The organism is Pseudaminobacter sp. Soil_N_29 (genome assembly GCF_057656055.1).
Window position 1 is genome coordinate 262,621 of sequence record NZ_JBDGLC010000002.1, and the last position, 26,292, is coordinate 288,912.

At 61.5% G+C, this 26,292-nt stretch carries 26 protein-coding genes and 1 tRNA gene; 16 read left to right on the forward strand and 11 right to left on the reverse strand.

Features of this window, described 5'->3' with window-relative positions; translation table 11 throughout:
• Positions 1-217: 217 nt before the first annotated feature.
• Positions 218-293, forward strand: a tRNA-Val gene (locus AC3A4H_RS07250).
• Between the two features lie 183 nt (positions 294-476).
• On the opposite strand, the gene AC3A4H_RS07255 is transcribed toward AC3A4H_RS07250, so the two are convergent.
• The 5 genes from AC3A4H_RS07255 to AC3A4H_RS07275 are packed head-to-tail and all read right to left on the reverse strand — an operon-like array spanning position 477 to position 4,926.
• Positions 477-1,010, reverse strand: coding sequence for a prepilin peptidase (locus AC3A4H_RS07255; protein WP_487766097.1), 534 nt, complete (start codon positions 1,008-1,010; stop codon positions 477-479).
• A 1-nt stretch (position 1,011) separates the two neighbouring features.
• Entirely contained in the window at positions 1,012-1,554 is a 543-nt protein-coding gene (locus AC3A4H_RS07260) for a tetratricopeptide repeat protein (protein WP_487766098.1), read from the reverse strand.
• A gap of 59 nt (positions 1,555-1,613) precedes the next feature.
• On the reverse strand, positions 1,614-2,570 hold the full coding sequence (locus AC3A4H_RS07265; protein ID WP_487766099.1) for a type II secretion system F family protein: 957 nt from the start codon (positions 2,568-2,570) through the stop codon (positions 1,614-1,616).
• Positions 2,571-2,580: 10 nt separating this feature from the next.
• On the reverse strand, positions 2,581-3,546 hold the full coding sequence (locus AC3A4H_RS07270) for a type II secretion system F family protein (RefSeq protein ID WP_487766100.1): 966 nt from the start codon (positions 3,544-3,546) through the stop codon (positions 2,581-2,583).
• Positions 3,547-4,926, reverse strand: a complete 1,380-nt coding sequence (locus AC3A4H_RS07275) for a TadA family conjugal transfer-associated ATPase (RefSeq protein ID WP_348777046.1) — start codon at positions 4,924-4,926, stop codon at positions 3,547-3,549.
• Between the two features lie 637 nt (positions 4,927-5,563).
• Here AC3A4H_RS07275 and cpaB point away from each other — a divergent pair.
• The 9 genes from cpaB to AC3A4H_RS07320 all read left to right on the forward strand — a co-directional run bounded on the left by cpaB (position 5,564) and on the right by AC3A4H_RS07320 (position 13,327).
• Positions 5,564-6,562 carry a Flp pilus assembly protein CpaB gene (gene cpaB / locus AC3A4H_RS07280; RefSeq protein WP_348777047.1) on the forward strand — a complete coding sequence of 333 codons (999 nt, stop codon included), beginning with the start codon at positions 5,564-5,566 and terminating at the stop codon, positions 6,560-6,562.
• 67 nt (positions 6,563-6,629) lie between these two features.
• Entirely contained in the window at positions 6,630-8,063 is a 1,434-nt protein-coding gene (locus AC3A4H_RS07285) for a type II and III secretion system protein family protein (RefSeq protein ID WP_487766101.1), read from the forward strand.
• Positions 8,050-8,340 carry a hypothetical protein gene (locus tag AC3A4H_RS07290; protein ID WP_348777049.1) on the forward strand — a complete coding sequence of 97 codons (291 nt, stop codon included), beginning with the start codon at positions 8,050-8,052 and terminating at the stop codon, positions 8,338-8,340. Before AC3A4H_RS07285 ends, AC3A4H_RS07290 begins: the two co-directional genes overlap by 14 nt.
• 73 nt (positions 8,341-8,413) lie before the next feature.
• Positions 8,414-9,889, forward strand: a complete 1,476-nt coding sequence (locus AC3A4H_RS07295; RefSeq protein WP_487766102.1) for a TadE/TadG family type IV pilus assembly protein — start codon at positions 8,414-8,416, stop codon at positions 9,887-9,889.
• Positions 9,890-9,894: 5 nt separating this feature from the next.
• Entirely contained in the window at positions 9,895-10,428 is a 534-nt protein-coding gene (locus tag AC3A4H_RS07300; protein ID WP_487766103.1) for a TadE/TadG family type IV pilus assembly protein, read from the forward strand.
• Positions 10,429-10,430: 2 nt separating this feature from the next.
• Positions 10,431-11,054, forward strand: a complete 624-nt coding sequence (locus AC3A4H_RS07305; RefSeq protein ID WP_487766104.1) for a TadE/TadG family type IV pilus assembly protein — start codon at positions 10,431-10,433, stop codon at positions 11,052-11,054.
• The gene (locus AC3A4H_RS07310; RefSeq protein WP_487766105.1) at positions 11,051-12,208 is read left to right on the forward strand and encodes a CpaE/TadZ family protein; all 1,158 of its coding nucleotides are present in this window, start codon (positions 11,051-11,053) and stop codon (positions 12,206-12,208) included. The genes AC3A4H_RS07305 and AC3A4H_RS07310 overlap by 4 nt, the downstream gene beginning before the upstream one ends.
• Positions 12,198-12,773, forward strand: a complete 576-nt coding sequence (locus tag AC3A4H_RS07315; protein WP_487766106.1) for a L,D-transpeptidase — start codon at positions 12,198-12,200, stop codon at positions 12,771-12,773. The genes AC3A4H_RS07310 and AC3A4H_RS07315 overlap by 11 nt, the downstream gene beginning before the upstream one ends.
• Positions 12,770-13,327 (forward strand): hypothetical protein, encoded by a 558-nt coding sequence (locus AC3A4H_RS07320; RefSeq protein WP_487766107.1) that lies wholly within the window; start codon positions 12,770-12,772, stop codon positions 13,325-13,327. Before AC3A4H_RS07315 ends, AC3A4H_RS07320 begins: the two co-directional genes overlap by 4 nt.
• A gap of 15 nt (positions 13,328-13,342) precedes the next feature.
• Here AC3A4H_RS07320 and AC3A4H_RS07325 read toward each other — a convergent pair whose 3' ends face one another.
• On the reverse strand, positions 13,343-13,870 hold the full coding sequence (locus AC3A4H_RS07325; RefSeq protein ID WP_487766108.1) for a hypothetical protein: 528 nt from the start codon (positions 13,868-13,870) through the stop codon (positions 13,343-13,345).
• A 556-nt stretch (positions 13,871-14,426) separates the two neighbouring features.
• Between AC3A4H_RS07325 and AC3A4H_RS07330 the strand changes: the two genes are divergently transcribed.
• Positions 14,427-14,654 carry a Flp family type IVb pilin gene (locus AC3A4H_RS07330; RefSeq protein WP_487766109.1) on the forward strand — a complete coding sequence of 76 codons (228 nt, stop codon included), beginning with the start codon at positions 14,427-14,429 and terminating at the stop codon, positions 14,652-14,654.
• A 356-nt stretch (positions 14,655-15,010) separates the two neighbouring features.
• On the opposite strand, the gene AC3A4H_RS07335 is transcribed toward AC3A4H_RS07330, so the two are convergent.
• From AC3A4H_RS07335 to AC3A4H_RS07350, 4 genes are all read right to left on the reverse strand, one after another.
• Positions 15,011-16,336, reverse strand: coding sequence for a GAF domain-containing protein (locus tag AC3A4H_RS07335; protein WP_487766110.1), 1,326 nt, complete (start codon positions 16,334-16,336; stop codon positions 15,011-15,013).
• A complete protein-coding gene (locus AC3A4H_RS07340) occupies positions 16,333-16,803 on the reverse strand; it encodes a pyridoxamine 5'-phosphate oxidase family protein (protein ID WP_487766111.1) in 471 nt (156 codons plus the stop codon). Before AC3A4H_RS07340 ends, AC3A4H_RS07335 begins: the two co-directional genes overlap by 4 nt.
• 44 nt (positions 16,804-16,847) lie before the next feature.
• Positions 16,848-17,024 carry a hypothetical protein gene (locus AC3A4H_RS07345; protein ID WP_487766112.1) on the reverse strand — a complete coding sequence of 59 codons (177 nt, stop codon included), beginning with the start codon at positions 17,022-17,024 and terminating at the stop codon, positions 16,848-16,850.
• 131 nt (positions 17,025-17,155) lie between these two features.
• Complete coding sequence (locus tag AC3A4H_RS07350) at positions 17,156-17,887, reverse strand: GGDEF domain-containing protein (RefSeq protein ID WP_487766113.1); 732 nt, start codon at positions 17,885-17,887, stop codon at positions 17,156-17,158.
• A 445-nt stretch (positions 17,888-18,332) separates the two neighbouring features.
• Here AC3A4H_RS07350 and AC3A4H_RS07355 point away from each other — a divergent pair, with 445 nt between their 5' ends.
• The 4 genes from AC3A4H_RS07355 to AC3A4H_RS07370 are packed head-to-tail and all read left to right on the forward strand — an operon-like array spanning position 18,333 to position 23,917.
• The gene (locus AC3A4H_RS07355; protein WP_487766114.1) at positions 18,333-19,766 is read left to right on the forward strand and encodes a TolC family outer membrane protein; all 1,434 of its coding nucleotides are present in this window, start codon (positions 18,333-18,335) and stop codon (positions 19,764-19,766) included.
• Between the two features lie 47 nt (positions 19,767-19,813).
• On the forward strand, positions 19,814-21,943 hold the full coding sequence (locus AC3A4H_RS07360; RefSeq protein WP_487766115.1) for a type I secretion system permease/ATPase: 2,130 nt from the start codon (positions 19,814-19,816) through the stop codon (positions 21,941-21,943).
• A gap of 44 nt (positions 21,944-21,987) precedes the next feature.
• The gene (locus AC3A4H_RS07365) at positions 21,988-23,277 is read left to right on the forward strand and encodes an HlyD family type I secretion periplasmic adaptor subunit (RefSeq protein WP_487766116.1); all 1,290 of its coding nucleotides are present in this window, start codon (positions 21,988-21,990) and stop codon (positions 23,275-23,277) included.
• Complete coding sequence (locus tag AC3A4H_RS07370; RefSeq protein ID WP_487766117.1) at positions 23,267-23,917, forward strand: ribbon-helix-helix domain-containing protein; 651 nt, start codon at positions 23,267-23,269, stop codon at positions 23,915-23,917. Before AC3A4H_RS07365 ends, AC3A4H_RS07370 begins: the two co-directional genes overlap by 11 nt.
• Here the strand turns inward: AC3A4H_RS07370 and AC3A4H_RS07375 are convergent.
• A complete protein-coding gene (locus tag AC3A4H_RS07375; protein WP_487766118.1) occupies positions 23,903-24,856 on the reverse strand; it encodes a transglutaminase-like cysteine peptidase in 954 nt (317 codons plus the stop codon). The genes AC3A4H_RS07370 and AC3A4H_RS07375 overlap by 15 nt on opposite strands.
• Positions 24,857-25,179: 323 nt before the next feature.
• Here AC3A4H_RS07375 and AC3A4H_RS07380 point away from each other — a divergent pair.
• Positions 25,180-26,292 (forward strand): hypothetical protein (locus AC3A4H_RS07380; protein WP_487766119.1); only part of this gene is annotated, 1,113 nt, incomplete at its 3' end.

The following is a 26,292-nucleotide window of genomic DNA, read 5'->3' on the forward strand; positions in this document are numbered from 1 at the left end:
CGCGCTTTGGACGTGGGCCAGTTCGGCCCCGCGTCGATGGAGGGGGAATTACGGTGTTCGGGTGTGAGTGTCAAGCGGCACTGTGCATCAATCTCACTTTTCCGCCAAAGGCTTTGGGGATAGCCGGCGAAAGAGCATCAAATCCGCCATAACCGTTTGTAGTGGCGGATTTTTGTTGCGGACGGGAAGCGAACCGCTTAAACGTCCCGCCCGAAGTGGGCGATTAGCTCAGTTGGTAGAGCGCTTCGTTTACACCGAAGATGTCGGCGGTTCGAGCCCGTCATCGCCCACCACTTACACCAGTGAAATTCCTGGTCTTTCCGTCCGATTTGCGAAGTGCGCCACAGGTTCCCAAAAAAAGCCCGCCGCGCCTTTCGATCTGACTGGCTCGAATCTGTCAGATAGTCCGGTCCCGACATTCTCGAGATTTTTGGCAAGCTGTGCCGTGGGGCGATCTCGTCACGGGTTGCCAGTCCTCAATGCGGGAATGCCTGCGTGGTGATGAAATATGCAGCCTGCTGGTAAACTTGCAGGACGATGATCGCCAGCAGCGCGGCCGAGATGGGCACGCCGAAGGGCACAACGCGCTGGCGATCCAGGTGCTGGATATAGGCCCGGAAAGCGGGCGATGGCAGCAAAAGCGGATTGCGCACGACAACCGCAGTGATCAGCGTGAAAACGAGAAGCGCGATGGAAAAGGCGAGCAAGTCGCCCCCGCCCGAGACAAGCGGCGCGACGGCCATGAGCTTCACGTCGCCAGCACCGACCTTGCGCATCAGCCAAAAGGGAAACAGCAGCACGAACAACAGTGCCCCCGCACTCGCGCTCATACCAAGGTTCCACCACGAACTCTCTGCCAGAGCGGCAAGGAACAGCGATGCCGAGCCAAGGCTCAGCAAGAGCACGACATCGTTGTTGCGAATCTTTTGAGTGGTGAAATCTGTCCAGCCGATCCGCAGCAAAAGCGGCACCGCCAGAAGCTTCATCACGAATGAGACGAACAGCAGCATTTCACCGCTCGATGTTGGTCACGCTGGAGGAGAGAAGCTGCAAGTTGTTTCTTACAGTCGGGTCCCCCGGCGCGAGCTCATAGGCGTGCAGAAAGTTGGCTCTGGCCTCCTGCAGATTGCCGCGCAGCAATTTGGAGTAGCCGTAATTGTTGTAATATTCCGGGGTTCCGCCGAGCTGCACGTATGCGCGCTTGTAGGCCTTGTCGGAAAGGTCGAAGCGGCGGATGCGATCGCAGGAGGCGGCCAGGCCCAGCCATGCAACCCCATCATTGGGCGCCAGTTGAACGGCCTTGTAGAACAGTGCGCCGGAATTGCCGTAGTTTCCTTGCCTAAACTGGTTCTTGGCCTCTGCCACCGCTTCGTCGGAGGCGTAGTACTCGACGTCGGAAACGGTTTTCAGCCCCTTGAAGGTATCGCCAAACGAGGTGAGTTCCGAAGGTGTCGGCTCGTTGGTGCGGACGATGCCATCGTCTATTGTCTTGCATCCGGCAAGAACGCCGCCCAGCAAGCATGTGGCGACAACGATATGAAATGACCTTGCCATTCTTGTCCCCCGCAGCACCTTTGGTGCCATTATTGAATTTGCATCGGCCGCCAGCCGGATCAGAAAAACACACCTCTCATCCGGATGATGACGGGCAGCATGATCACCATCAGCACAACCGGAAAGATGCAGAGGCCCAGCGGGATCATCATCTTTACCGGAAGCGAATTGGCTCGATCCTCGGCACGTAGAATCCGCTGTGAGCGCATTTCTCCACTGTAGACGCGCAAGGCTTCGGTCAGGCTCGTGCCCAGTTCCTCCGACTGGCGAAACAGAACTGCGAGCGACTTGGCCTCTTCGAGCCCCATCCGGTCCGACAGATCACGCAGTGCCTCGCGCAACGGCTTTCCGGCCCGCAACTGCAAATTCATGATCGACAACTGAATGCCGACCCACTTGTGTGTCCCCGCAAGTTCGCTGCTCACTCGCTCCACTGCCGCCTCAAGGCTCATGCCGGCGTCCGCGCAGGTGATCATCATGTCCATGAAGTCGGGAAACCCGATGCGATACTGACGTTGCTGTGCCCGCTCGAATCGGTCAAGCGCGATGCTGGGAATGACCATGCAGGCAAGCCCGAACAGGCCTGCGCCGGCAAAACCCACGAATTCCGGCATCTTCTGCGGCAGCACCTGCAGCAAGACCAGATAGGCCCCGGCAAACCCTGCCACGACCGCCCCTACCCGGCTCAGCAAGTACAGCAGCGGCGCGCTCTTCTGGTAGAAGCCGGCGCGAAAGAGCTTTATTTCCAGAGCGTCCGGTTTTCCGCGCTCTCTTTCCAGTGCTTCGAAATAGGCTTCAACCGGGCGCTGCGCGGCAAGCTTGGTCAATTGTTCCTGCACGGCCAGCGAACGGCGGTCGGCGGGCGGATCGTTCAGCAGGCTCTGGGCGACCATCCGCCTGGTCTGAAGGAGCGGCCGGAACAGAAACGCCGCGAACAGGAACAGCGAAACCGCGGCGGCAAAAACCGTTATCGAGATCAGCAGACCCAAATTCTGAAAGCTGGAAAGAAAGCTCATCTCCAGCCCCTCAGACTTCGAAATTTACCATGCGATACATGATGTAATCGCCGACCAGCGCCCAGGCGCCGAAGATGACGAATACCGGCGTGATAAGCGGGTCACCCCAGACGCCGCCGTAGTAGCTCGGTGCGATCAGCTGAAGAATCAGGAACATCACGAGGGGAAAGAGCGAAATGATCCATGCCGACACACGCCCCTCGGCAGACAATGCCCGTATCTTGAGGCGCAGCTTCTGGCGCTCGCGCAACACCCCCGAGAGGTTCGATAGAATTTCGGTCAGATTGCCGCCGGTTCTCGCCTGGATGGACAGCGACACCGAAAGCAGGTTCAGCCCCTCGAAGCCCACCCGTTGCGACAGTTTCTTCACTGCCTGCTCGAGACTGAGTCCGAAGGTTACCTCATCCGAGACGATGCCGAATTCGGTGCCTATCGGATCCGGCATCTCACGTGCCACAAGCCCGATTGCCACAGTGGTCGGATGACCGGCCCGCAGCGACCGGACGATCATGTCGAGCGCGTCCGGCAGTTGCCTGGCGAATTTGGCGATGCGCTTGTTGCGGGCCCTTCTCAGCACCAGCAGCGGCAAGATGAAGCCGACGAACACGAAGGCGAGCAGAGCCCAAAGTGCGGAAAAGGTCAGCAGCAGGCCGAGCGCCAGCGCCAGTCCGGCCAGAATGAACATCGCGGCGAAAGCCAGCGGGTTCCCTGTGATGCCCGACTGCGTGTAGAGGCGGTTGAGTGCCACGGCGCCGAACAGAAAATCGCCGCTATCGCTCAGTCCGCGCTCGCGCAGCAGCCCCCGAAGCGTCTGCTCGGCCGCGACATCCTCGGTCAGGCGCCTCAGGCGCCGGTTGACCGCGCCTGCAGCCTGTCGCCGCGCGGCATAGGACAAATAGAGGGATTCGACGACCAGAATCACCGACGCCGCCGCCAGGACGTAGATGAAATAGAGGAGCGTCTGGCCGGTCAGCATCTAGAGGGGAACCTGCGGATTGAAGGCGTCTTTTGCGAAATGATGGCCGAGCGTAGCAGCCTCCTGCGCGAATCGCGGGCGGACGCCGGTGGCGCGAAACTCGCCAACGATCTTGCCGTCCTCGGCCACGTCTCGGCGGATGAAGTGATAAATCTCCTGCAGCTGAATGACGTTGCCTTCCATGCCGGTTATCTCGGAAATGGAGATCACTCGACGGCCGCCGTCCGACAGGCGCTGCGTCTGAACGATGATGTCGATGGCCGAGGCGATCTGGGCGCGGATCGATTCGCTGCTCATCGGCATGCCGGCCATGCCGATCATCTGCTCGAGCCTCGAAAGCGCGTCTCTCGGCGTGTTGGCATGGATGGTTGTCATCGAGCCTTCGTGGCCGGTGTTCATCGCCTGGAGCATGTCGAAGGCCTCTTCGCCACGCACCTCGCCGACAATGATGCGATCCGGGCGCATGCGCAGCGCATTCTTGACCAGATCGCGCTGGCGAACCTCGCCCTTCCCTTCGACGTTCGGAGGCCGCGTCTCCAGCCGGCCGACATGCGGCTGCTGTAGCTGCAGTTCCGCCGCGTCCTCGATGGTTATCAGGCGCTCGCGATGGGAAATGTAACTGGACAGCGCGTTGAGCATGGTGGTCTTGCCGCTGCCGGTGCCGCCGGACACGAGTATCGACTTGCGCGATTGCACTGCAATCTTGAGCAGGTCGATCATGGGCGGTCGGATCGAGTTGAATTCGACAAGCCTCTCCAGCGAATACGGGCGCCGTGAGAACTTGCGGATCGACACGAGCGGTCCATCCACCGTGATCGGTCGTACGGCGACGTTGACGCGTGATCCGTCTTCGAGGCGAGCGTCCACCATGGGATAGGATTCGTCGACGCGTCGGCCGATCGCCGAGACGATCTTGTTGATCACCCGCATCAGATGCGCCTCGTCGCGAAAGCGGATTGCGGTTTCCTCGATGACCCCTCGCCTTTCGATAAACACGCGCTTGTGAGTATTGATCAGAATGTCGGCGACGGATTCGTCCTTGAGCAATGGCTCGATCGGCCCGAGGCCAAGCATCTCGTCGGCGGTTTCGCTGGTGATCTGGTCGAGCTCACGCGCGTTAAGAGGCACGTTGCGCGATCTGACGAATTCGCGAACCAGCGGAAGTATCTCGCGCAGGATGTCTTCCTTTGACGCGGTTTCCAAGAGCGCGAGATTGAACCGTTCGATCAGATGCCGGTGAATGTCGACCTTGAGCGCCAGCAGCGCATCTGCCTGGGAGGTTTCGCCCGGCTCCTCGGCGGGCACGGCAGCCAGCGGCACCGCAGGCTCCGGAAGAACCTCGGCCTTCCGCCTCGGATAGTTGGTAAAGCGGCCAAGCATAGTCGCGCCCCACTCCCACCTGCCTGCATCGCGGCGAATGCCTCCATTCGCGACGACATCCGGTTGCCTTGTCCGGCGACGGGCACCTCGGTGCCCTCAATCTGCAGCAGCCCCACAACCGCTCACAAATTATTTGGTAACCATTGCGTGCGCAAGCGTGCAAATGCTGTTTTTATGGTTCATTTTCAATTATAGTAAAGATGAGTTGATGTGGTTTTACCTCGCGATGCGCGAATGCCACTGCAACGTTCGAAACTTTGGCGCCAATATAGGTGTAGACGTGACGCCTCTTTCCGGAAGACATTGCAATAATGATCGCCACCAACTTATTGGTTAGCTGAGAAGCCGATAGGCGTAAGCAATTTTCTAGAATATAGGTTAACTTAATAATTTATCTTTACGAATCATGGCCATAGGCACAAGTTACCCAAACATACCGCACCTCAATCACGCCCATCAACTGGGCGGCTTTTCACTAAAATTGTTTGACTCCGGAAAAAGGCCAGTTCTACCATCGCGCGAGGAGATTCCCTGGGGGCGGGACACTCACCTTGTTCTTATTCCCGGCGCAGCCAGATCTGCCCACGCCCCCAGCAGTGATAAGTGCATACCAGCTGTTTGAGAGCGAGGCGGGGCAATGCGCGCGAATTCGATCGTCATGATTGTGCTGGCCAGCATTTTCGGCGTGCTTGCCGTGGTGCTTGCCAATATGTGGCTTGCCGGTCAGCGCAACCAGATGGCCATTGCCGGCGAGAAGCCCGAAGCAACGATCGTGGTGGCCTCGGTACCGCTGAAATTCGGCGATCAGATTACAGCCGACAAGCTGCGTCAGATTCCCTGGCCTGCGGGCGCCATCCCCCAGGGCGCCTTCCAGACAACGGAAGAAGTTCTTGACAAGGAAGGCGGCCGCCAGGCGCTGCAGGCAATCGGCACCAACGAGCCCATCCTGGCCAGCAAGATCACGGGCCCGGGCCAGCGCGCGACGTTGTCGGCCGTGCTGGCGGAGGGCATGAAAGCCGTCTCAATTCGCGTCAACGACGTGCTTGGCGTCGCGGGATTCGTCTTCCCTGGCGATCGCGTGGACATTCTCCTTACCCGCACGGTTCGTTCCGCCGAGGGCGCGGACCAGAGTTTTGTCGACGTGCTCCTGCAAAGCATCAAGGTGCTGGCGGTGGACCAGGTGGCAGATGAAAGCACGGACAGCCCGACGGTGGTGAAGGCCGTGACGCTGGAAGTCTCCACCAAGGACGCACAGAAGCTCACCTTGGCTGCCGGGGCCGGCCAGCTTTCACTTGCGCTGCGCCAGGTCGCGGCCGGCGAAGGCGAAAACACGGCGCGCGTGACGCTCTCCGATCTTACAGGCGATACGCCGGACAATGTTTCTGCCCGACAGGCAGCGCTGGACGCCGACCGGAAGCACAGCGAGGAGCAGATCGCCGGCTTGAAGCAGGCGGTGGAAAGGGTCGACAGCCGCCTCGATGAATTGAAAAAAGTCAACGAAAAGCCCGCCCCTGCTCCTGAGGCGGTGGTCAAGGAAGTGGTCAGATATCTGCAGCCGGAACCGCCCTCCCATGCAACGGTCGGGGTCTTCAGGGGCGTCGATCGGGTTGCTTACGACGTGCCGCGCATAAAGTGAGAGACAGCAGCGGCAGAGCGGTGCCGGAATTGAGAATGGGGCCCAATGGGCCGGGGGAACAAGACAAATGCTGAGGTCTGGACTTAGAATTTTGGCCGCGGTCTCCCTTTGGGCTGCGTCGCAGGCCCTTCCCGCGTCCAGCGCCGTTGCGGCCGACCGGCGCATAGACGTTTCGAGCCCAAGCGTACACCGCATCTTCCTGCCGGCGTCGCAGTCCGTGACCATTCAGGTGAACGAAAACCTCGGCGACCTGGTGGTGGCAAACAGCAACATAGCCGACGCCCAGCCGATGACGGACCGGACCCTCTACATCATCGGCAAAGCCACCGGCACCACCTCGATCAACCTTTTCTCCGAGAAACGAAGGTCGCTGGGTGTCATCGAGGTCGAAGTAGGCGTCGACGTGGACGACCTTGCCGCCGCCATAAGACAGGTCGCGCCGCGGTCGCGCGTGACGGTCGGCTCGGTCAATGGCCGGGTGCGGCTTGGCGGCCGCGTCAAGGACGGCGGCCAGCTTGCCGAAATCCTGAAGATTGCCGAGCAATACGGGCCGGAGGCGATCATCAACTCGATCGAGGTCGAGGACAGCCAGCAGGTCAATCTCGAAGTGCGCGTGCTGGAAGTGTCGCGCAATGCCGGGCGGGAGCTGGGCGTATCCATTCGGGCCAAGAGCGATGACAATCCGAAGTCGGAAAACGGCTTCGCCTCCGGACCTGCGCTTGCCGCCGCCCAGTTTGCCACCGGCAACGTGCCCTTCGCGGCGCTGATCGCCCGCGTTATCGACGCCGGGATCAATGTCGACATGATGATCCGCGCGCTGGAAGACAAGCGCCTGGCCCGCCGGCTCGCCGAGCCAAATCTGACCGCCCTTTCGGGCGAAGAAGCCAGTTTCCTCGCCGGCGGCGAGGTGCCCATCCCGGTGGCGCAGGACAACAACCAGACCACGATCGAATTCAAGGAATTCGGCGTCAAACTGCGCTTCATTCCGATCGTCATGGAAAACGGCAAGATCAATCTGCGCCTCAATCCCGAGGTCAGCGAGGTCGACCCGACGGCTTCAATTCGCGCCAACGGCATCGACATTCCCGGCTTCAGCACGCGCAAGGCGTCGACCGTGGTCGAGCTGCGCGACGGGCAAAGCTTCGCCATCGCCGGACTGCTGCAATCGACCAACCGCAAGCTGCAGAGCCAGTTGCCGTGGCTGGGCCAGCTGCCGGTCATCGGGGTCCTGTTTCGCTCGTCCAGCTACATCAAGAACGAGACCGATCTGGTCATCATCGTGACGCCGCGGCTGGTGCGACCGACAAAGCCGGGCCAGGAACTTGCCAACCCGCTCGACAAGACACGCCCGGCCAACGACCCCGAGTTCTTCCTGCTGGGCGAGCTCGAAGTCAGCAAGAACATGATCCGGGCTTACGAAACCGGTGCGGGTGTGGTCGGCCCTTATGGGCACATGCTCGATTTCAACTCCAAGGATCAGCTGCTCTATGCGAAGAAATAGCGCCGTACTCATCCTGGTTGCCACGACCACGCTGCTTTCGGGCTGTGCGGACTATCTGAACCGCTACGATACGGTGACGCTGGCTGCCGGCAACACGCAAAAGCACAACATGCTTCTGCAGACCGCGGACCCGTTCAACCCGGCCGCGCAGGACAACCACATACCGACCAACGGCAACCAGGTCGCGGCGGTGCTCCTGGGCGGCCCGCCCGCACTGCCGACGCCGGCAGCACCCGGAGCGCCGGCCACGGTCGGCGCTCCGGGTGGAGGATCTTAAGGGAACTTGCGGCGAAAGGCGATGCTCGAGCGAGCGAGGCGCGCGGGCGTCAGAGCAGGAAAGAGCTGTCGTCATGCTGCGAACACTTCAAGCATTCTGGCGAGATCAATCTGGGATAGCGCTGATCCTCGTCGCAATCATGCTGCCCGTCATCATCGGGTTTTCGCTGCTGGTCATAGACATGAGCCGCGCGAATACCCTGCACAACGACCTGCAAAAGGCGGCGGACGCATTTGCGCTGGCCGCGGCGGCGGAGCTGGATGGGCAATCGGATTCAATCGTCCGGGCCGAGCGCGCGCTGATTACGCTGGTGCAGAACCAATACAATTTCTCCGGCGACAGCGGGCCTCGGATCCTCGCCAGGGCCGGGATAGACAGGCGTTTTCTTTCGTCGCTCCCCAAAACCGTCAACGGAGTTGAAGGCGATGCAAGGCCTATCACCAACGGCGATGTGATCGCCAACGAGTTAACTGACGCCAAGCTTGCCGCCTACGTGGAAGTAACAGTCAGACCGGTCGGGTTTCAAACCATTTTCCCGGCCTCGTTCCTGACCGGAAGCGCCGCAAGCAACAGCTTCAATGTTGGCGCAACGGCGGTGGCCGGTTTCAAATCAGGGGTGTGTGACTACACGCCGGTTTTCATCTGCAATCCATACGAGGATACCAGCGTGACCGGCGGCGTGACTTTGGAGCAGGCAGCGCAGACGAGAGAATATCGGCGACGCCAGATCCTGCTGCGCGGCGACGGTTCCTACCTGCCGGGAAACTTTGCGTTCCTCAAGGCACCGGACGGAAACGGCGCACAGGCTCTGGAGCGGATGCTGGCAAGTTCGAAGCCTCTGGCGTGCTACTCCCGCAACGGTGTGGACACCGAACCGGGACAGAATGCAGGGCCGGTGAAAGACGGTCTCAACACGCGCTTTGGAATCGACACGGGCTATTCAGGCGCCGAATTCGGGCCGGCAGTCAACGTCCGCAAGGGCGCTCGCAACGGCAACCAGTGCGTCAAGGACAACAAGATCGACTATGAAACGGACCCGAACAAGGGCATCGGCCTCGAACCCGACAGCTGCCACATGTCTGACAACTGCACGATGATGGGCGGCCGGATGGGGGCGGGCAACTGGAACTTCGCTCGCTACTGGGCTGCCAATCACCCCGGCAGGGCGGTACCGCCCGAGCTTTCTGGAACCGGCGCAAATCTGCCCACGCGGTACGAGGTGTATCGGTATGAGATCGACAACAACATCTATCAGGACAAGGCCGTCAGCGGCGAGACCGGCATTCCCGCATGCGGCACTCCTGTAACAAAGGTAGATCGCCGGATTCTCTATGGCGCCATTCTGGATTGCAAGGCGCTGCAGGCTTCCGGCCTCAAATTCAGCGGTCGCCTCGAGGGTGTGCCGGTCAAGGCCTTCGGCAGCTTTTTCATCACAGAGCCGATCAAGGACGGCAAGAATATCTACGTCGAACTCGTCGACATCACCGGCAAGGGCGGGCGCGGTACTCTCGATAACTTCCTGCGCGACGAAGCGCAGCTTTATCGGTGACGGCCATGCTCAGCATGCTCAAGCATCTGGCAGGACGCTTTGGCCGGGAAGAGCGCGGCGCGACCCTGGTCGAAATGGCGCTGGTTGCGCCATTGATGCTCATCCTTTCAGCGGGCGTGTTCGAGTTCGGCAACATGCTGCATCAAAAGCTGCTGATGCAGGCTGGCCTGAACGACGGCGCCCGCTTCGCAGCGCGTTGCAACAGCCAGATGTATACGGACTTCGGCCTGCCGGCGATCAACTGCGCCACTACCGCCAGAAACATCGCCGTCTATGGCGTCCCCAACCCCACCGATGCAAGCAAGCCGCGGGTCGCCGGCTGGGACGCGGCCGACGTGACGGTGGAGATCGCCGACCCGTCGAGATGCCATGATGCGGTGGTCGGGGGCGTGACGCAGTATCGCTCCGTCACGGCGCAGGTCTGCATCGTCAAGCTCACCAACAACAAAGTCTACCGCGACCTCGGGATGCTTTCGCTGATCGGCATAGGCCAGATCACGCTCGGCGGCAGCCACGAACAGCGGCTGATCCGGTTCTGACCATGCTCAAGCGCTTCGCCAGATCGCAGGACGGTGCCACGATGGTGGAAATGGCCATCGCCATGACGCTGCTTCTCTTGCTGACACTCGGCTTCGTCGACTTCGGCAACGCGCTCTACCAGTGGAACTCCGCCAACAAGGCGGTGCAGGTGGGCGCGCGCCTCGCCGCCATTTCCAATCCGGTGGCGACAGGCCTGGCGGCTGCGGCGCCGACAGCGACGCCCGGCGCTCCGGTCGAGGCCGGAGCCTATGGCCCCTTCGATTGCACCTCCACAGCCAGCGCGTCGTGTCCCGGCTTCAATGCCGCCAACTTCAGCCGCATCTTCCGCGGCGATACGGCAGTCACCGCCAACGACGCCTGCCCTGCCCCCACTGGAAGCCAGCGCCCCGGCATGTGCCACTTCTACCCGTTCCTCAAGCGCGAGAATGTCGTGGTGCGCTATGCCGCCACCGGGCTCGGCTACCAGACGCGTCAGGCCGGGCCGGTGCCGACCATCACCGTCAGCCTGCGCGACGTCAAATTCCGGTTCTTCTTCTTGAACGGCTTGCTGGGTTTCCGCGAAATCGACATGCCGCCCATGCTCAGCACCGTGACCGGCGAAGACATGAAGAGCACAGCGCCATGAACGCCATCGATCCAAAGCTCGTGCCAACCCGCAGGAAGCAGATTGCGCTGTATACGGCCGATCCGCAGTTCCGGCGCGAAATCGCGTCCCGCCTCGAAGCGCTCTCCATCTACGATGTCCAGGGCGCGGAGCCCGAGGCGTTTCTGAAGGGGCTTGCCGCCGGCGGGCACCCCAACCTCATCATCCTCGATGTCGGACAGGGCGAAATCCTCGAGAAGCCCGGCCTGATGGAAGCGCGCGCCGCGTGGTCGCACGTGCCGCTGATCGCCATTTCCGCCGAGCTGCGGCCGGAGCAGATGCGCAACCTCGTCAGGCTCAACGCATCGGACTGGCTGCGCAAGCCGCTGGACGGCAAGGAGCTGCTCAATGCAGTGACGTTCCACGACAGCGGCAGCCAGGCCAGCAAGAGCCGGATCATCACCTTCGTGGGCGCCACCGGCGGCGCCGGCGCAACCACGCTGGCGCTTGCGGCGGCCGAGTATCTGGCGGCCAAATCGCCGGAAAGCGCTGCCTCCACCTGCCTCGTCGACCTCGATTTCCAGAATGCCAATTGCGGCGCCTATCTGAACCTGTTCAACCAGTTCGACCTCGCCGGCATCGTCACGCAACCGGACAGGCTCGACGTCGAACTGATGGACGTCATCAAGCTTTCGCGGCCCAACGGCCTGACGATCTATTCCTTCGAGCGGCCGCAACTGCCCTTCGAGCCGAATGGCAACGAATTCGTGTTCAAGCTGCTCGATCTGGCCGCCTACCGGTTCAGCGACATCGTCATCGACCTGCCCAATCTCGAAACGAGCTGGCACAAGCCGGTGCTGTCCACCAGCGACGAGATCTTCATCGTCTTCGAGCTCAACCTTGCCGCGTTGCGGCAGGCCAAGCGCCTCTACGGCAAAATCCGCGAATTGCGCGGCAATGGCGCCAGCATCACGCTGGTGGCCAACAAGCAGAAGCGCAAATGGTTCGGCAATCACTTCTCCCGCAAGGACCTGGAGAAGGTGTTCAAGGCCTCCAACATCAAGTCGGTCAGGCTCGACCAGGCGCTGCTGACCGATTCCCTCAACCGCGCCATCCTTCCCACGGAAGTGGACGCGCGCGCCCGCTTCAACAAGGAGCTCAAGGCGTTGTTTCGCGAGCGGCTCGATGCGCGCTAGGCGCCCCACCGCGGCGCCGCTGCTCAACGCCGTTCTGGGCGCGCTTGTGGTCGCATCCTTCGCGGCGGCCGAGGCCCGCGGCGAGGCACGGCGGCCGCCCCTGCCCACCATGGGCCCCAGCCTGCGCAGCGCGGTGGCGTTCCACACCGCCGAGACCGCCGGCACGATCGTCATCCGCAAGGAAGAGAAGGCGCTCTACCTCGTCGTCTCCCCCGGGCAGGCATTGCGCTATCAGATCAGCGTCGGGCGCGAAGGCTTCGGCTGGACCGGCACGGTGCGCGTCGGCGCCAAGAAGGAATGGCCGGAATGGCGGCCGCCGGCCGAAATGCGCGGCCGCCAGCGCGGGCTTCCCGAATTCGTGCCGGCCGGCCCCTACAACCCGCTGGGCGCGCGTGCGCTCTACCTCCATGACGGCGGCCGCGACACGCTCTACCGCATCCATGGCACGAACGACCCGAAGGGCGTGGGCTTCGATGGCACCTCGGGCTGCTTCAGGCTGACCAACACCGACGTGGTCGATCTCTTCAGGCGCGTTCCCGTCGGCACAAAGGTGATAGTCGAATGACCAGGATCATCGATCCCGACGAACTCGCCGAAGGCCGCGCCGACTCGATCTTCAACCGGAAGCTCAGCACTTCGCGGCTGGTTGGCTGCACGCTTGCGGCCGCGGCCGTCATGACCGGCATCAACCTGGCCGCCGCGGTCTATTTCATCCGGGGCATTGGGGAGCTGCGCGCGGCGGAGCAAAGGCTCCAGACCCTTTCGGACTTCGAGGCGCGGATCATCGCAAAGGTCGACAAGGTGAATGTCGGCATGCAGACCCGCTTGGAGGAACTCCAGCGCGGTGTGCTCGGCCGGCTCGGCGAAATGGGCGATCGCCTTGAAAAGATCGAGCGGGGCGCGCTGCCGGCCAACATCCAAACAAGCCTGCTGCCGGTCGGCACGGATGCGTTGCCGGAGGCCGAGCCGATAGACGGCGCGCAGCAGGAATTTCACGTGGCGGCCGAGCCGGCGGCCGCACCGCCTTCTGCGGGGCAACAGCCGGCGCCCGCGCCAAGCTCGGCCTATCAGCGGCTCCAGGGCGCTGACGGCAAGGTCTATTATCGCAAGATGAAATAGCGGCCCGGCAACCGGTCACAGGCCGCGCGCCAGCAACGCCAGCGCCTTTTCGCGCTCGCGCCGCCTGCTCGCGTTCAGGTAGAGAAAATGGCAATGGCCGCAGGCGCAAAGCCCCATGGCCAGCACGGCGAGTTGCAGCCAGTTCACCTCTATCGCGACGGGCAGATGGAAGCCCCCAAGCATCGGCACCGGGGCGAAGATACTCGCAACCATCATGTTCTGGCCGGCAACCGCCATTACCACGAAGCCCAGCAAGGCGGCGTGGTTTGCCACAAATCGGACGGCCACGGGTTTGGTTCGCGCCAGGATTTGCCACACGGCAAGGGTGGCCACGCCAATTGCCGCAATTTCCGCAAACACCGGGATCGCAACGAAGCGCTCGACCAGCACCCAGAAATTTCCGGCAAGCTGATGCAGCGCAAGCCACGCTCGCCAAAATTCCGGCCTGTCCGGAAAGGTGCCGAGCAGAACCGTGGCAGCGCGCTCTGCCGCAAGAAGAAGCATGGCGATGACAGGAAACGCGACGACAAATACTTGCCTCATGCGCATTGCAGCACCCCATCGAAGATTATTCTTGGATGGTGCCAGCAACTGATTTCGCAATGCTTAATGAAGCCCTGCGGGGGACGCGCGAAACCTGAACGACCCTGCACCGGCTGATCGGGCGGATGCGTCTGGCGCGGCGAAGCGGCCGCCGGCAGTCTCCGACGAGACGAATGGCAGTTGTTTTCCGCTGTCAGGCGCGCTTGATCGGATCAGTTTTTGGCGCGCGCAAAGACGGCGCAAGAAACTTTTTCCGGCCTCCAAGTATGGCCGGCTGCCTGTATTCACGAAGCCATTATCCAAATGGCGTATGCCGCGGCGGGAATAAGTTACGCAATAGTTAATTGTCAAAATTCCTGATTATTTTCAGGTAGATAAAAGATTATCGCTCAGCATGCAAATGCTACTTACAAGCACTTCAGCCTTAATGAATCGTTAAGTTGACGTTGACTCGAAATCTCTGTCATCACAGGATCAAGTCGGGACGCGGGGGACGATCCTTTTCAGAAGCAACGTCTTCGCCGTCCAGTGTTTTGTGTAAACCTGGGGACTCAACATGAACAAGCTTATGAATATTGCTCGGCGTTTCCGTGAAGAAGAAGACGGCGCCGCTATGGTCGAATACTCGATACTGATCGGCATTATTGCCGTCGCATCGATCGCTACGATTGGCGCAGTCGGCACGTGGGTAACTGGGGCGTTCACCAAGCTTTGCTCTAATCTCCCAGCAAGCGGCAGCCTCGCAGCTTGCAACCCGGGCGCTGGCGCGGGTACCGGTGGCTGACTACGAATGCCAAGGCTGGTTTCGTGCGTTAGCTACCCGCCAGCCTTGGGATTGCACAGCTTAGATCGTTCGAGGTCTTCTAACCTCACGTAATGCCGGCGCGCTCCGGACCAGTGCAATCAAGCACTCGTCCGCAGCGCGCCAACTCATTTCTGGGGCTGCGACATTCAACCGGTCACGGCGATGTCGCCTAAACCGGAAGCCCCTTGCAATCATCTTGCCTGCGCCGGTCGCCCTGACCGCAACATGCCGCTTGGCACCGCTGCGCCCACGCCGCGTAACTCATCCCCAACCCTCGCAAACGATGCCGCCTGAAAGCGGGCCACGCCGAGCCGCGATCCACCGCTCCAGCACCCCTACCCCGCCTTCGAGACCATCGGCACCCCATCCAGGGCCAGCCTGACCTGGCCTCGGCCGGGATGAACCAGCCGGACGGGCAGGTTCTTTTCGTCCAGCCGCCGGCGCAGCAGCAGAAGGCGCGTCTCCAGATTGTCCTTGATCTCCGGCAGGCGCAGCGCTGGCGCCAGGCGTATCTCACGGTTGGTGAAGTCGCACCTGCCTTCCCTGACATAGACTTCCAGCATGAAGGCAAGAAGCCGCCCCGCCACGCCCTTGATGACATAGGCGTTGTCTATGAAGACGCTGTCGTCGAAATGGTGGTGCACGACCTGAATGACGCGGCCGGCGGGCTGCGCGGGCGCGCTGCCTTGCGCCATGGTGCGCGTTTCCGGGGCAGGCAATTCGCCCAGCGCAAGCGCGCATTGGCCCGCCAGCGCTTCCAGCGCCGTTTCGTGCGCAAGGCCGAAGGCAAGACGCTGCCTGCTTTCCACGAACAGCACGCCGCGCACCGCGCCTTGCGCCAGCAGCGGTATCGCCATCTGGCTCATGGCGTCAGGCAGGCCGGGCAGAACGATCGTCCGGGTGCGGCTTTCATCGGCGGAAGTGGTTGCCTCGATGGCAGCGCCCAGCCGCCGGACCCTGCTCATGTCACTGACCTTGACCGTCTGCTTCGACGTCGCGGCGGTGCCTATCAGGCCATCGCCGAACGGAACCTGCGAGCCGACGCCGGAGCGGTCGTAACCCCTGCTGGCGACGGTGGTAAGCAGGCGGCGGCTGCCATCGGCCAGAAGCAGGATGGCATTGGCAAAACCCATTGCCGCGCAGCCATCCAGCACCGCGCCAATGACCGCCTCGGCATCGCCCTGCGCGCCTATGGCCTTGATGGCCCGGCCGAGCGCCATCAGGTCGGGCATCGGAGCGCCGGCGCCTGCGGCCGCCTCGTCGAAGGGAGACGCGACGGCGGAAATCGCATCGACCCGGAAGAACTCGATGGCCCGCAGCCGCATCACCCCCGCCATGCCGACCTGCGCGCTGCTGGCGCGCAACTGGCCCGACATGCGGTCGAATAGCGCGCCCTCGTCCCTGGACGATACCCAGCTGAGATCGAGCCTGAACTGCCCTCCGTGACGTGCGCTTACCAGCAGCAGGGAGGCCTGGGGGTTGGCGCGGATGTTTGCGGCGGTCTTGGCAAAGAACTGGTTGGAGATGCCGACATGCTCGTCGTCCACCATCACCACATGGGAAAGGTAGGAGATGTTGGGCGTGCCGTCGGCCGCGGCGGTTGCGATGATCGAAGGGATCACGCCTTCGAAACAATCCTCGAGGTCGCGAAGACTTGTCATTGCGCACCCGCCCTCGCCGCGGTGCCGGCCCTGGGTCCCGGCGTCTGGACATAAAGCTCGGTGATGTCGAGCGACGCCACCATCGCCTCCCGCTCCACAAGCCACGGCCTTACCACGTCGGCCGGCACGCCCAGGCCGTCGAACATGGCAAAGATTTCGGCCTGGTAGCGCCTTGAAAGCTCCAGATCGTCATGGTCGGCAGCGCGCAGGCGGGCCGAGCCCTTCAACTGATACGACACATAGTCGGAGGGGCGCGAGAAGGTGATCGCGGCGTCACCGTTTGCGTTCAGGTTGGAAATCGTCTCGGGCCATTGCCAGGCGGAGAGGATCACCTCGACGCAATCCTGCCCCGGGATGCGGGCGCCCACGCCCCGCCCGATCGTCGGACGGTTTGCCTCGTCGCGCGTCCCGACGATGATCATCACCGGGCTGGCGATGAATTGCCTTATCTCGTCGGTGAGTCGCATGCTCTCCTCCCGCACAGCAACACCTGGGAAGTGCGCCCCTTCAGTCAGGAACCATTTGGCAACACGAATTGAAAGCGCGTTTCATCAAGCAGGGTTCTTGATGCAAGGCAGAACCCGGAATGCCCAATCAGAAAAATACTGCCGCCATCATCTTGCGCCGCCTCGCCGAGGCGTGCCGAAGCGTGTTCAAGACAAGAATAAATGAGAAGCGTATAGAACACCGAAAACACTTCGCCTGGCAAGCGAAGCTTGAATGCGCCGGAACAGACTAAAGCGCGAGCGCCAACGCGCCCGCGCTATCCTGCCGGAAACATATCGTGCTGGGTGGGAGGCGCGACCGCGAGCCTGGCGATCAGACCGGGCGGCTCGCCTCGACGGAAGGCGACCCGAGGCGCGTCACTTCCACGTCGATGGGCTTGCGCTCGGCGGGGGACATCTGAAAACCGGCAGCGCGAAGCATCTCGGTGAAGCCCACGGCACCGTCGAAGGCAACGCCGCCAACCCGAACCGTGAGAATGTCCTTTTCCCCTTCCGGCGCGAAGTACACCTTGGCAACTTCGTTTCGAATACGACGCCCGACCTCGACCGCGTCCTCTTCCGACGCGTGGTGCAGGAAAATGGCGAACTCGGTCATTCCGATGCGCCCGACAAAGTCGTCACGCCGCAGCGAGGACCGAATGGTGTTCGCCACCAGCCGCAGCGCCTCGTTGCCCCATGAAAAACCATGCTGCTGGATGATCGAGCCAAGATGCTCGGCATTGACGATGAGCAGCGCGCCCTGTGCGCCGTGCTTCATGTTCCTGGCGCTCACGCGGCGCTCGACCAGCGAGGAGAAAACGTCGCCATGGTAGCAGTCCGTTATCCGGTCGTAGCTCGCCGAACGGTTCAGTTCGTTCCTGAGGCTCCGCAGTTCCCGCAGCTTGAGACCAATGGCCGCAAACATCGGCACGCCGATAAATACGGGCAGCGCGATGGACACGACGATGCCGCGACCGAACGAGGTCAACTCGCTGAAGAGCAGGAGATAATTGAACAGAAGCGACAGCCCGACGCAGGCAAACGTGCCCAAAACCACCAATTGCATTATTGGCCACATGCCGCCATTTCGCCTGTCCGCCACTGATCATTCCCTCCGTGCAACGACACGTCAATAGGACACGACACGTTCAGGCTTCGTTTCGATAAACATTCAGATTGAAGCTAAATCGAACAATTGGCGGCGGGGGGTTTGTTCCGGCCGGTGCGGCAGGCGCCTTTTGCGGGCGCGGCGCTCAAATTGTCATCCGCGTAGATTCCGGCATTCCGGACGTATCCGGCCGGAGCGGTTGTGTTATCGACCAGAATCGGTGCAATCAGTTGTGCTCTTTTTACTACATTCGGCGCGTATTTACATGGAACCGCAAGGCTGACAGCTCTCAAGCAGCCAATTGGTTGTCGACTCTTGCGGTTTTTGCGGTATTGGGACTGGGGGTGACATCTGTAGATCGGATGTCGCAAGCTTATAGGTGAGGTCGGGGGACATGGCATCAATGCAATTCAAGCGTTTGCGCTTGGCTGTTCTTTTGGCGGCTACGTTTTTGTCGCCAGGAATTTCAAACGCGCTGACTCTGCAGGACGCCATAGCAGTTGCCGTTGGCTCCAACCCGGAGATCGGCCAGGCGATCGAAAACCGCGAAGCGATCGAATTCGAACTGCGCCAGGCCAAGGGGCTGTTCCTTCCCAGCGTCGACCTTCAGGCTTCGGCAGGCATAGGCAGGCTGGACACCCCTGCCCGGCGCGCCCTGGACGTGGAGAACCGCACCCTCTACCCCAACGAAGCCAGCGTCTCGGTGACCCAGACGCTTTTCGACAACGGCGCGCGGCGGGCCGAGCTGGACCGGCAGGCTTCCCGTGTCGACGGCGCATCGTTCCGGGTTCTGGAACGTTCTGAATTTATCGGCCTCACGGTCGTCCAGGAATATCTGGAATACATGCTGCAGGCGCAGATCGTCGGCGAGGCGAAGAAGAACCTCGCCTTCCATCAGTCGATCCTGGGCGACATTCGCGCAACCGTCGACGGCGGCGGGCTGACCGAGGCGGACGTGCAGCAGGCGCAGGAACGGCTTTACGGAGCCGAGGCGCGCCTGAAGGAAGCGGCGGAGGAACTGGAGACCGCCAAGATCCGGTTCTTCAAGACCGTCGGCAAGCCGCTGGTCAATGCAGCTAGGCCCGGCTCCGTCGCAAAGGCTCTGCCGCGCTCTCTCGACGAGGCGATCGGCCTGGCACGCACCAGCAACCCCCGCGTCCACATGGCAAACAGCGACATCGACGCGGCGTCGGCGAATGTGGATGCTGCGCGCGCGCTGTATGGCCCCGAAATCCTGGCCGAAGGCCGGGCGCGGACGTGGGAGAGCGTGGAACACCACGACGGCCGATCGAACGACCTGCAGGCGCGCGTGGTGCTGCGCTGGAATCTGTATCGCGGCGGCATCGACAAGGCCAATGAGCAGGAACAGGTTCGCCGGCTGAGCGAGCAGCGCCTGGTGCTGCATCAGGTGTTCCGCGAGATCGAAGAGGCCGTGCGCGTTTCCTGGGATCGTCGCTTCAGGCAGGCGGACCTTGCCAACACCCTGAGGCTGCAGGCGGCCACCAGCGACCAGATCGTGAAGTCGTACCGGGCACAGTTCCAGGTGGGCCAGCGTTCGCTGCTGGACGTTCTCGATGCCCAGAACACCCGCTTCAACACGGCAGCGCTCGCGGACACGGCGGCATATGCCTCGCTGTTCGCGGAATACCGGCTGCTGGCGGCGACGGGGCAGTTGCTGAGGACCATGAACGTTGCCGCGCCGAAGCAGGGCGCCGCCTATGCTCGCGGCGAGTTCAACGTGCCGCCGACACCTGCTACCGACACCCAGGCCAGGGAGCCTTCGCAGCAGTATAACAATCTGCCGCTCGATATCCTGGCACCCCTGCGGAAGAACTAGAGCGAGGCAGGAAGAGCAAGCCCGATTACCAATGTTGCCGGCGGCCCGTGAACCAACACACTCATATCCAGTCCTTCGGCGACGCTTTCAAAGCGTGTTTCGCGGGCGTCGCAGCCTATCTGGGCAGGCCGTCGGCTGAAACCGTGCTGTTTGCCGGGGTTCCGGTCAGCAAGACACATATCGAAGCAAACGACATCGAGCACCTTGCCGAGCGAATCGGCCTCGATGTCCATCTTTTCGACAGCCGGGAGTTGTCGAAGGGACGCTTCGACCTCCCCGCGATCGTGTTCCTGGGAAACGGCTATCCCGTAGGCCTGCTCGCTGAATCCGAAGACGGATTTCTCACCACACCTCAGGACAATGGCCGCACGACGATCAGCAAGGAAAGCCTGATCGCCGAAGGCGTCACCGGCGGCGTTTCCTTTTCGATCACATACAGGAACACGGCCGAGGCCCCTGTTGCGGGCACCGCGCACAAGATCGAGCGGCGCCACTGGCTGTTCGGCACGATGAGCCTGTTCTGGCGCTCATATACGCGAGTGGCCCTGGCCGCGGTCTTCATCAACATCATCGCGCTGGCCTCGCCGATCTTCACGATGAACGTCTACGACCGGATTTTGCCGAACAAGGCGATCGCGACGCTGTGGGTGCTCGCACTGGGCGTCGGCATGGCCATGCTGTTCGACCTGCTGCTGAAGACTGCGCGCGCTTCGCTGATCGATCATGCGGGCCGCTCCGCCGACCTCCGCATTTCCTACATGCTGTTCGAGAAGGTGCTGAACAGCTCGCTTTCCGCACGCCCCTCCTCAACCGGCGAATACGCCAACAGGGTCACCCAATACGAGTTCGTGCGCGAATTCTTCACGTCGAATACCATCAGCGTGTTCATCGACACCGTCTTCATCGTCGTGTTCCTTTTGGTCATCTATGCCGTGGCTGGCAGTCTGGTGATCATCCCGGCCCTGGCCTTCGTGGCGGCGATCGTCGTCGGGCTGGTGACCCAGCACCGGATCGGCAAACGGGTGGCCGCATCCATGAACGAGGCTTCGCAGCGGCAGGCTTTGCTTGTCGAATCGATCTCCACGGCCGAGACGATCAAGTCTCTGCGCGCCGAAGCCTATCTTCTCAGGAAATGGCGCGAGCATACCAAGAACGCCGCCAACACGTCGGAGAAGATCAAGGAACTGTCGGCGGCCGCCGCCAACGCGACCCAATTCATCCAGCAACTGGTTACCGTCGGCATCGTGGTAGCCGGGGCCTATTCATTTTCCGATGGCAATGTTTCCTCGGGCGCGATCATCGCGGCCGTCATGCTGGCGTCCAGAGCAGTCGCCCCGCTCAGCCAGATCGCCATGACCCTTGCCCGCTTTCGCCAAGCCATGCTGTCGCTGCGGGTTCTGGACACGATCATGACGCAGCCGGAAGACCGGCCCGAAACCATCGGCTTCGTCAACCGGCCGGTTCAGTCCGGCGCACTGACGTTCAAGAACGTCGGCTTTGTCTATCCGGGCTCGGAAAACGAAGTGCTGACCGGCCTGTCGCTTTCCATAAGGCCCGGTGAGCGAATCGGGATCATAGGCCGCATAGGTTCGGGCAAGACCACCCTCGGGCGACTGATCGGCAGGCTCTTTCTGCCCACCTCGGGCGAACTGTTGATCGACGGTATCGACATCCGCCAATACCACCCCTCGGAAGTTCGGGCGGCGGTCGGCATTGTCGCGCAGGCAGGCGATCTGTTTTCCGGTACGGTCAAGGAAAACTTGCTGATGGCCCGCCCCGAAGCAACGGACGAGGAAATCATCGCGGCGGCAAAGGCAGCCGGGGTAGATGAGTTCGTGTCTCGCCATCCCCGCGGCTATGACATGAATGTCGGCGAGCGAGGCACCAACCTGTCCGGCGGCCAGCGGCAGGCCGTCGCCATTGCCCGCCTGCTGCTGACCAAGCCGAAAATCGTGTTCATGGACGAACCGTCCGGCTCGATGGATCTTGCTTCGGAACGTCAGCTTATCCGCCAATTGAGAGTGGCGTTCGACCAGGACACCACACTGATTATCTCCACACACCGATACAGCATGCTGGAGATAGTCGATCGCCTGATTGTGGTGGAACAAGGCAGGATTGTTGCTGACGGCCCCAAGGAAAAAGTTATACAGGCGCTCCAAAGGCCGAGTGCCTGATCAAGGGTGTATTGGCTGAAGCCAGTATATTAGGTGTTTGAAGAATGCTGATCGGAGAAGACCGCCCGCCATTGTTTGCGTCGGCTTCCGTCTTCATTATCGGTGCGCTTTTCGTGGCGTTCGTCGGCTGGGCAGCGTTTGCCCAGGTGGATGAGATTGCACGCGGCGAAGGCAAGGTCATTCCCGCTTCCAAGACGCAGATCATCCAGTCCAGCGAGCCGGGCGTGGTTCAGGATATCGCCGTCAAGATCGGCCAGAAAGTGAAGAAGGACGATCTCATAATCAGGTTGGACAACACGATGAATGTTTCCAGCCTTGGCGAGCAACAGGCAAAAGCTCGCGCCCTCGCGGCGCGCATCGCCCGCTTGAAGCACGAGCAGAGCGGCAACATTTCCACCTCCTTCGAGTGCCCCGCCGATATTCTCGTCTCTGCCCCGGAGATATGCGCCAATGAGCAGAAACTGCTGGTGGCGAAACGGGAGAACTTCGAGAACAAGCTGTCGGTTCTGAAGGCGCGCCTCGAACAGCGGGAAAGCGAACTCAATGAAGCCAACGCCAATTCGCAGCGCCTTACCGAAAACCTGAGCGTCAGTGATCGAGAAGCTGCGCTGGTCGAATCGCTGACCAAGCGGGGGCTCATGGCGCAAACCGAAAAAATACGCGTCGACCGAGAGCAGGCCGAGCTGAAGGGACAGATAAACCTCTCCACGGAATCCATGGGGCGAATACAGGGTGCGCTTACCGAGGCGAGGCTCCAGGTAGAAGAGGTCGGACTGGATTTCCAGCAGCAGGCGCTGGATGAGCTTACGCAAGCGTTGGCCGAACTGTCGGTGGTGGAGGAGACCCTCCGGGGTGCCAGAGACAGGGTGGCACGGACCGACATCCGCTCTCCCGTCGACGGCATAGTGAACACGCTTGAAGTCAATACGCTGGGCGCCTTCGTTCAACCGGGCGCGGTGGTGGCCGGAATTGTGCCGACTTCCGACACACTGCTGGTCGAAGCGCGCGTTTCGCCGCGCGACGTCGCCTTCATCCGCCCGGGCCAGGAAGCCCTCATCAAGATCACCGCCTATGATTTTTCCATCTTCGGGGGGCTCGAAGGAAAGGTCGAGAACATCACCGCCGACAGCATCCTCGATCAGCACACGGGCGAGCCCTACTACCAGGTCCGGGTCTCGACCAATAAGGCAGTGCTGGAGAAGGACGGGAAATCCTATTCAATCATTCCCGGCATGATCTGCTCGGTGGACATCATGACCGGGAGCAAGACGATTCTGAGCTACCTGCTGAAACCGATCAACAAAGCGCGCGAAGAGGCAATGCGTGAACGATGAAACCGCGCCTCAGGAGGGATTTGACGGAGCGATTTCAGGGGCTCTGTCGGCCGAACTGGAGCCCGAGTTCAGGGTGGTTTCCCACGCCGGAGCGCGGCGGGGGGTTCGACTGGAGCGCTTTTTCTGGACGGCGCTGAAGCGGCTTGCCGAAAGCCGGAAATCCACGCTTGGCGCTGTAGTCGAAGAGATTGCCAGAACCCATGAGGGCGCGGGCAATGCAACCTCGGCAATCCGCGTCAGTTGCATGCGTTGGTTGACCGAAGAAAATGCGGAGCTTGCCCGGCTTGCATCCCTGAAGACGGTCAATTCCATTCTGGCCGCGTGCCCCTCGCCCGCTTTCAGCCTTTCTTCAGGCAAGCGGATCCTGAACTTCAACGCGCCCTTCCAGTTGCTGGTGCGGCAGCACCTGCCGCAAGGCACCGACGGAAGGCAGGACTTGCGGCTTTCGCTCGACCTCAGCCTGCCCGAGATATTCAGGAATCTCGACGCCAATCTGGAAAAGCCCGTGGTGACAGGCTTTGTCCTGGGGGCCGGCGACCGCCGCTATCGCGGCCAGATCAATGCCGTGCGCGCGCCGGTGAAGGAACTAGAATTACTGATCGCGTTTGTCTCCAACAGCGGCGCACTACCTAATCGCTAGCGTCCCCTGCCCGGTTGGAAGCGGCCCGTCTCCGGGAGCAATCTTGCCGAAACCGCCTGCCACGTCTGCAATCTGCATGGCGCCGGGCTTCGCCCCGTGAATCCAGGCCCGCTCCTGACTGAACGAGTACAGTGGCTGGTAGTCCGGCAGCTGGCTGTCGACCAGAACCGTGTTTCTCACATTGTCCAGAATGAAGTTCCCGCTTGCGGTGCTCACGGAAAGGACCGCATGAAACACACGCAGCCGCCTGTCCTGAAGCACCACGACAGACATGCTTTGCGCCGGAATGCCGACTTCAAGCAGGGCGGCCATTTTGAGGATGGCAAAATCCTCGCAGTCTCCGGCCCGCTTGCCGAGAATCTCGCTTGGCTTGGCCCAATAATCGAGCTGGCCATAGACTTCGCTATCCGGCTTGTAGGTGATCATGCGATTTATGCCGCCGTTGATTACCGCAAGCTTTTCCCGGAAGCTCTTCCCCCGGACACCGTCCAAGAGCTCGCGCAACTGCGCGTCATCGCTGCAGCCGGCGTCGGTGGCGCAGGAGTTGATCGCCTGGTTCACCAGCGACCAACGGGCAGAAACGGGGAAGTTGCGCATCGGAAGCGCCACGGAACCAAAGACGCCCGGGGCGATCGATGCAGTCTTCATCGTATCGACACCCGCCGCAGACGCCACAACCCGCGCCTTGCTTGGCGCCGGAGCGTAGATTTTCGACCCTGCGGCGGAATCGTAGGCGGGAACTCGCTGCTCTGCCGGCGCTGTTTGCAAGGCCACGCCGCCAAGAAATGCGGACGCCTCGATCACCTTCGGTGCCGCTGGTTCGATCAGTGGATCCGCGACCGCCTGGACCGCAATGCCCTGCCCCGCACACATAAGTAGAGCGGAGATTATCCGCCCGCTCTTCATGGAACGAGCCACTATACTAATATTGCTATTCATGACGCCCCCTATGCGGAAGACGTTAGCTCGCAGAAGCAAAGATAGCGCAAACAGACTTGATTAATACTTGCCGCCTTTACTTTGAACAATTTATATAAAATTGTAATTGTCGTTCCGGCGGCGGCGCTTTCTCGCCGGAGGCACAGCCAAATGAGTCGGCTCGCGGCAGGAAACATATATTGGTGTATATGTTCCAATTTTACCCAATCGGAAATTTCACCGCGATTGCATATTCATATATATGCTGCGAGTATTCCGAGTATTGCCCATTTGTCCAATAGGTGTTTCTGTCCCCGCAATTATCGAATTGGCGGGGAAAAGACATGAGCATTGAACTTGACAACCTGGCGGGAACGCGAGCTTTCGAGGTCGAGCCGTCCGGAGCAGGCACGGCGCACATGATCGTCGCCCAGGCCGAAGCCGCCCAGAGCGAGGCCGATCCCGTTCCGGTGGACGCCGGCAACGGCGCCCCCATCCAGCAGGGCGCCACCGAAACTTCCGGTGCTCCCAATCCTGTCCCGGCGACTCTGGAATACGCGCTCGAGGCCGGCAACGTCGTCCATCTGCCGGCGAATGTCTCGATCGACAACATCAAGGTCGATGGCCAGAACCTGGTTCTCGAACAGGCCGACGGCACGCTCATCGTCATCAAGAACGCCGCCGCCAATGTGCCGACCTTCATTCTCGGCGAGGTCGAAGTCCCGCGCGTCGCGCTTCTGGCCGCGTTGGAAGCGAGCGGTGTGGACGTTGCCTTCGGGCCCAATGGCTCGATCTCGGTCGGCGGAAGCACCAACAGTTCCGGCGGCAACTTCGCATTGCCGCTGGGCGGGATCGGCCAGGGCTTCAACCTCTCGGACTTGTTGCCGCCGACCGCCCTGGAGTTTTCGCAGCTCGACGCGCGCGACCTTTATCCGGGCGCAGCCAACCGCGCGCCCGGCATCGAGCTGCTCGGCGATTCCGGCATCGTCCATGAGTCGGGTCTGCCCGGTGTCGGCTCCAATCCCGGCAGCGTAACCGAGGGCCACATCTATGAGGGCCAGTTCCGCCTGTCTGATCCGGATGGCCTGCGCGACCTCAAGACGCTCACGATCAATGGCGTTACCGTCAATATCGCCAACATGGTCGGCAAGAGCTTCGACGGCGCTCACGGCGTACTCACCATAACGGGCTACAACCCCGCAACCGGCGTCGTGACCTACAGCTATGAATTGACCAGCGCGACCACGGACGTTCCCGACGTGGCGGAACGCGACACATTCTCGCTGATCGTCTCCGATGGCAGAGCCTCGTCGGCCCCCGTCAGCATCAGCATTGAGATCGTCGACGACGTGCCGACGGCGTATGCCGACACGGACAGCGTCGAAGCGGGGAGTTTTGCGCCGATCACGGGCGACGTGCTGTCGAACGACGTGTTTGGCGCGGACGGCAAGGACGTT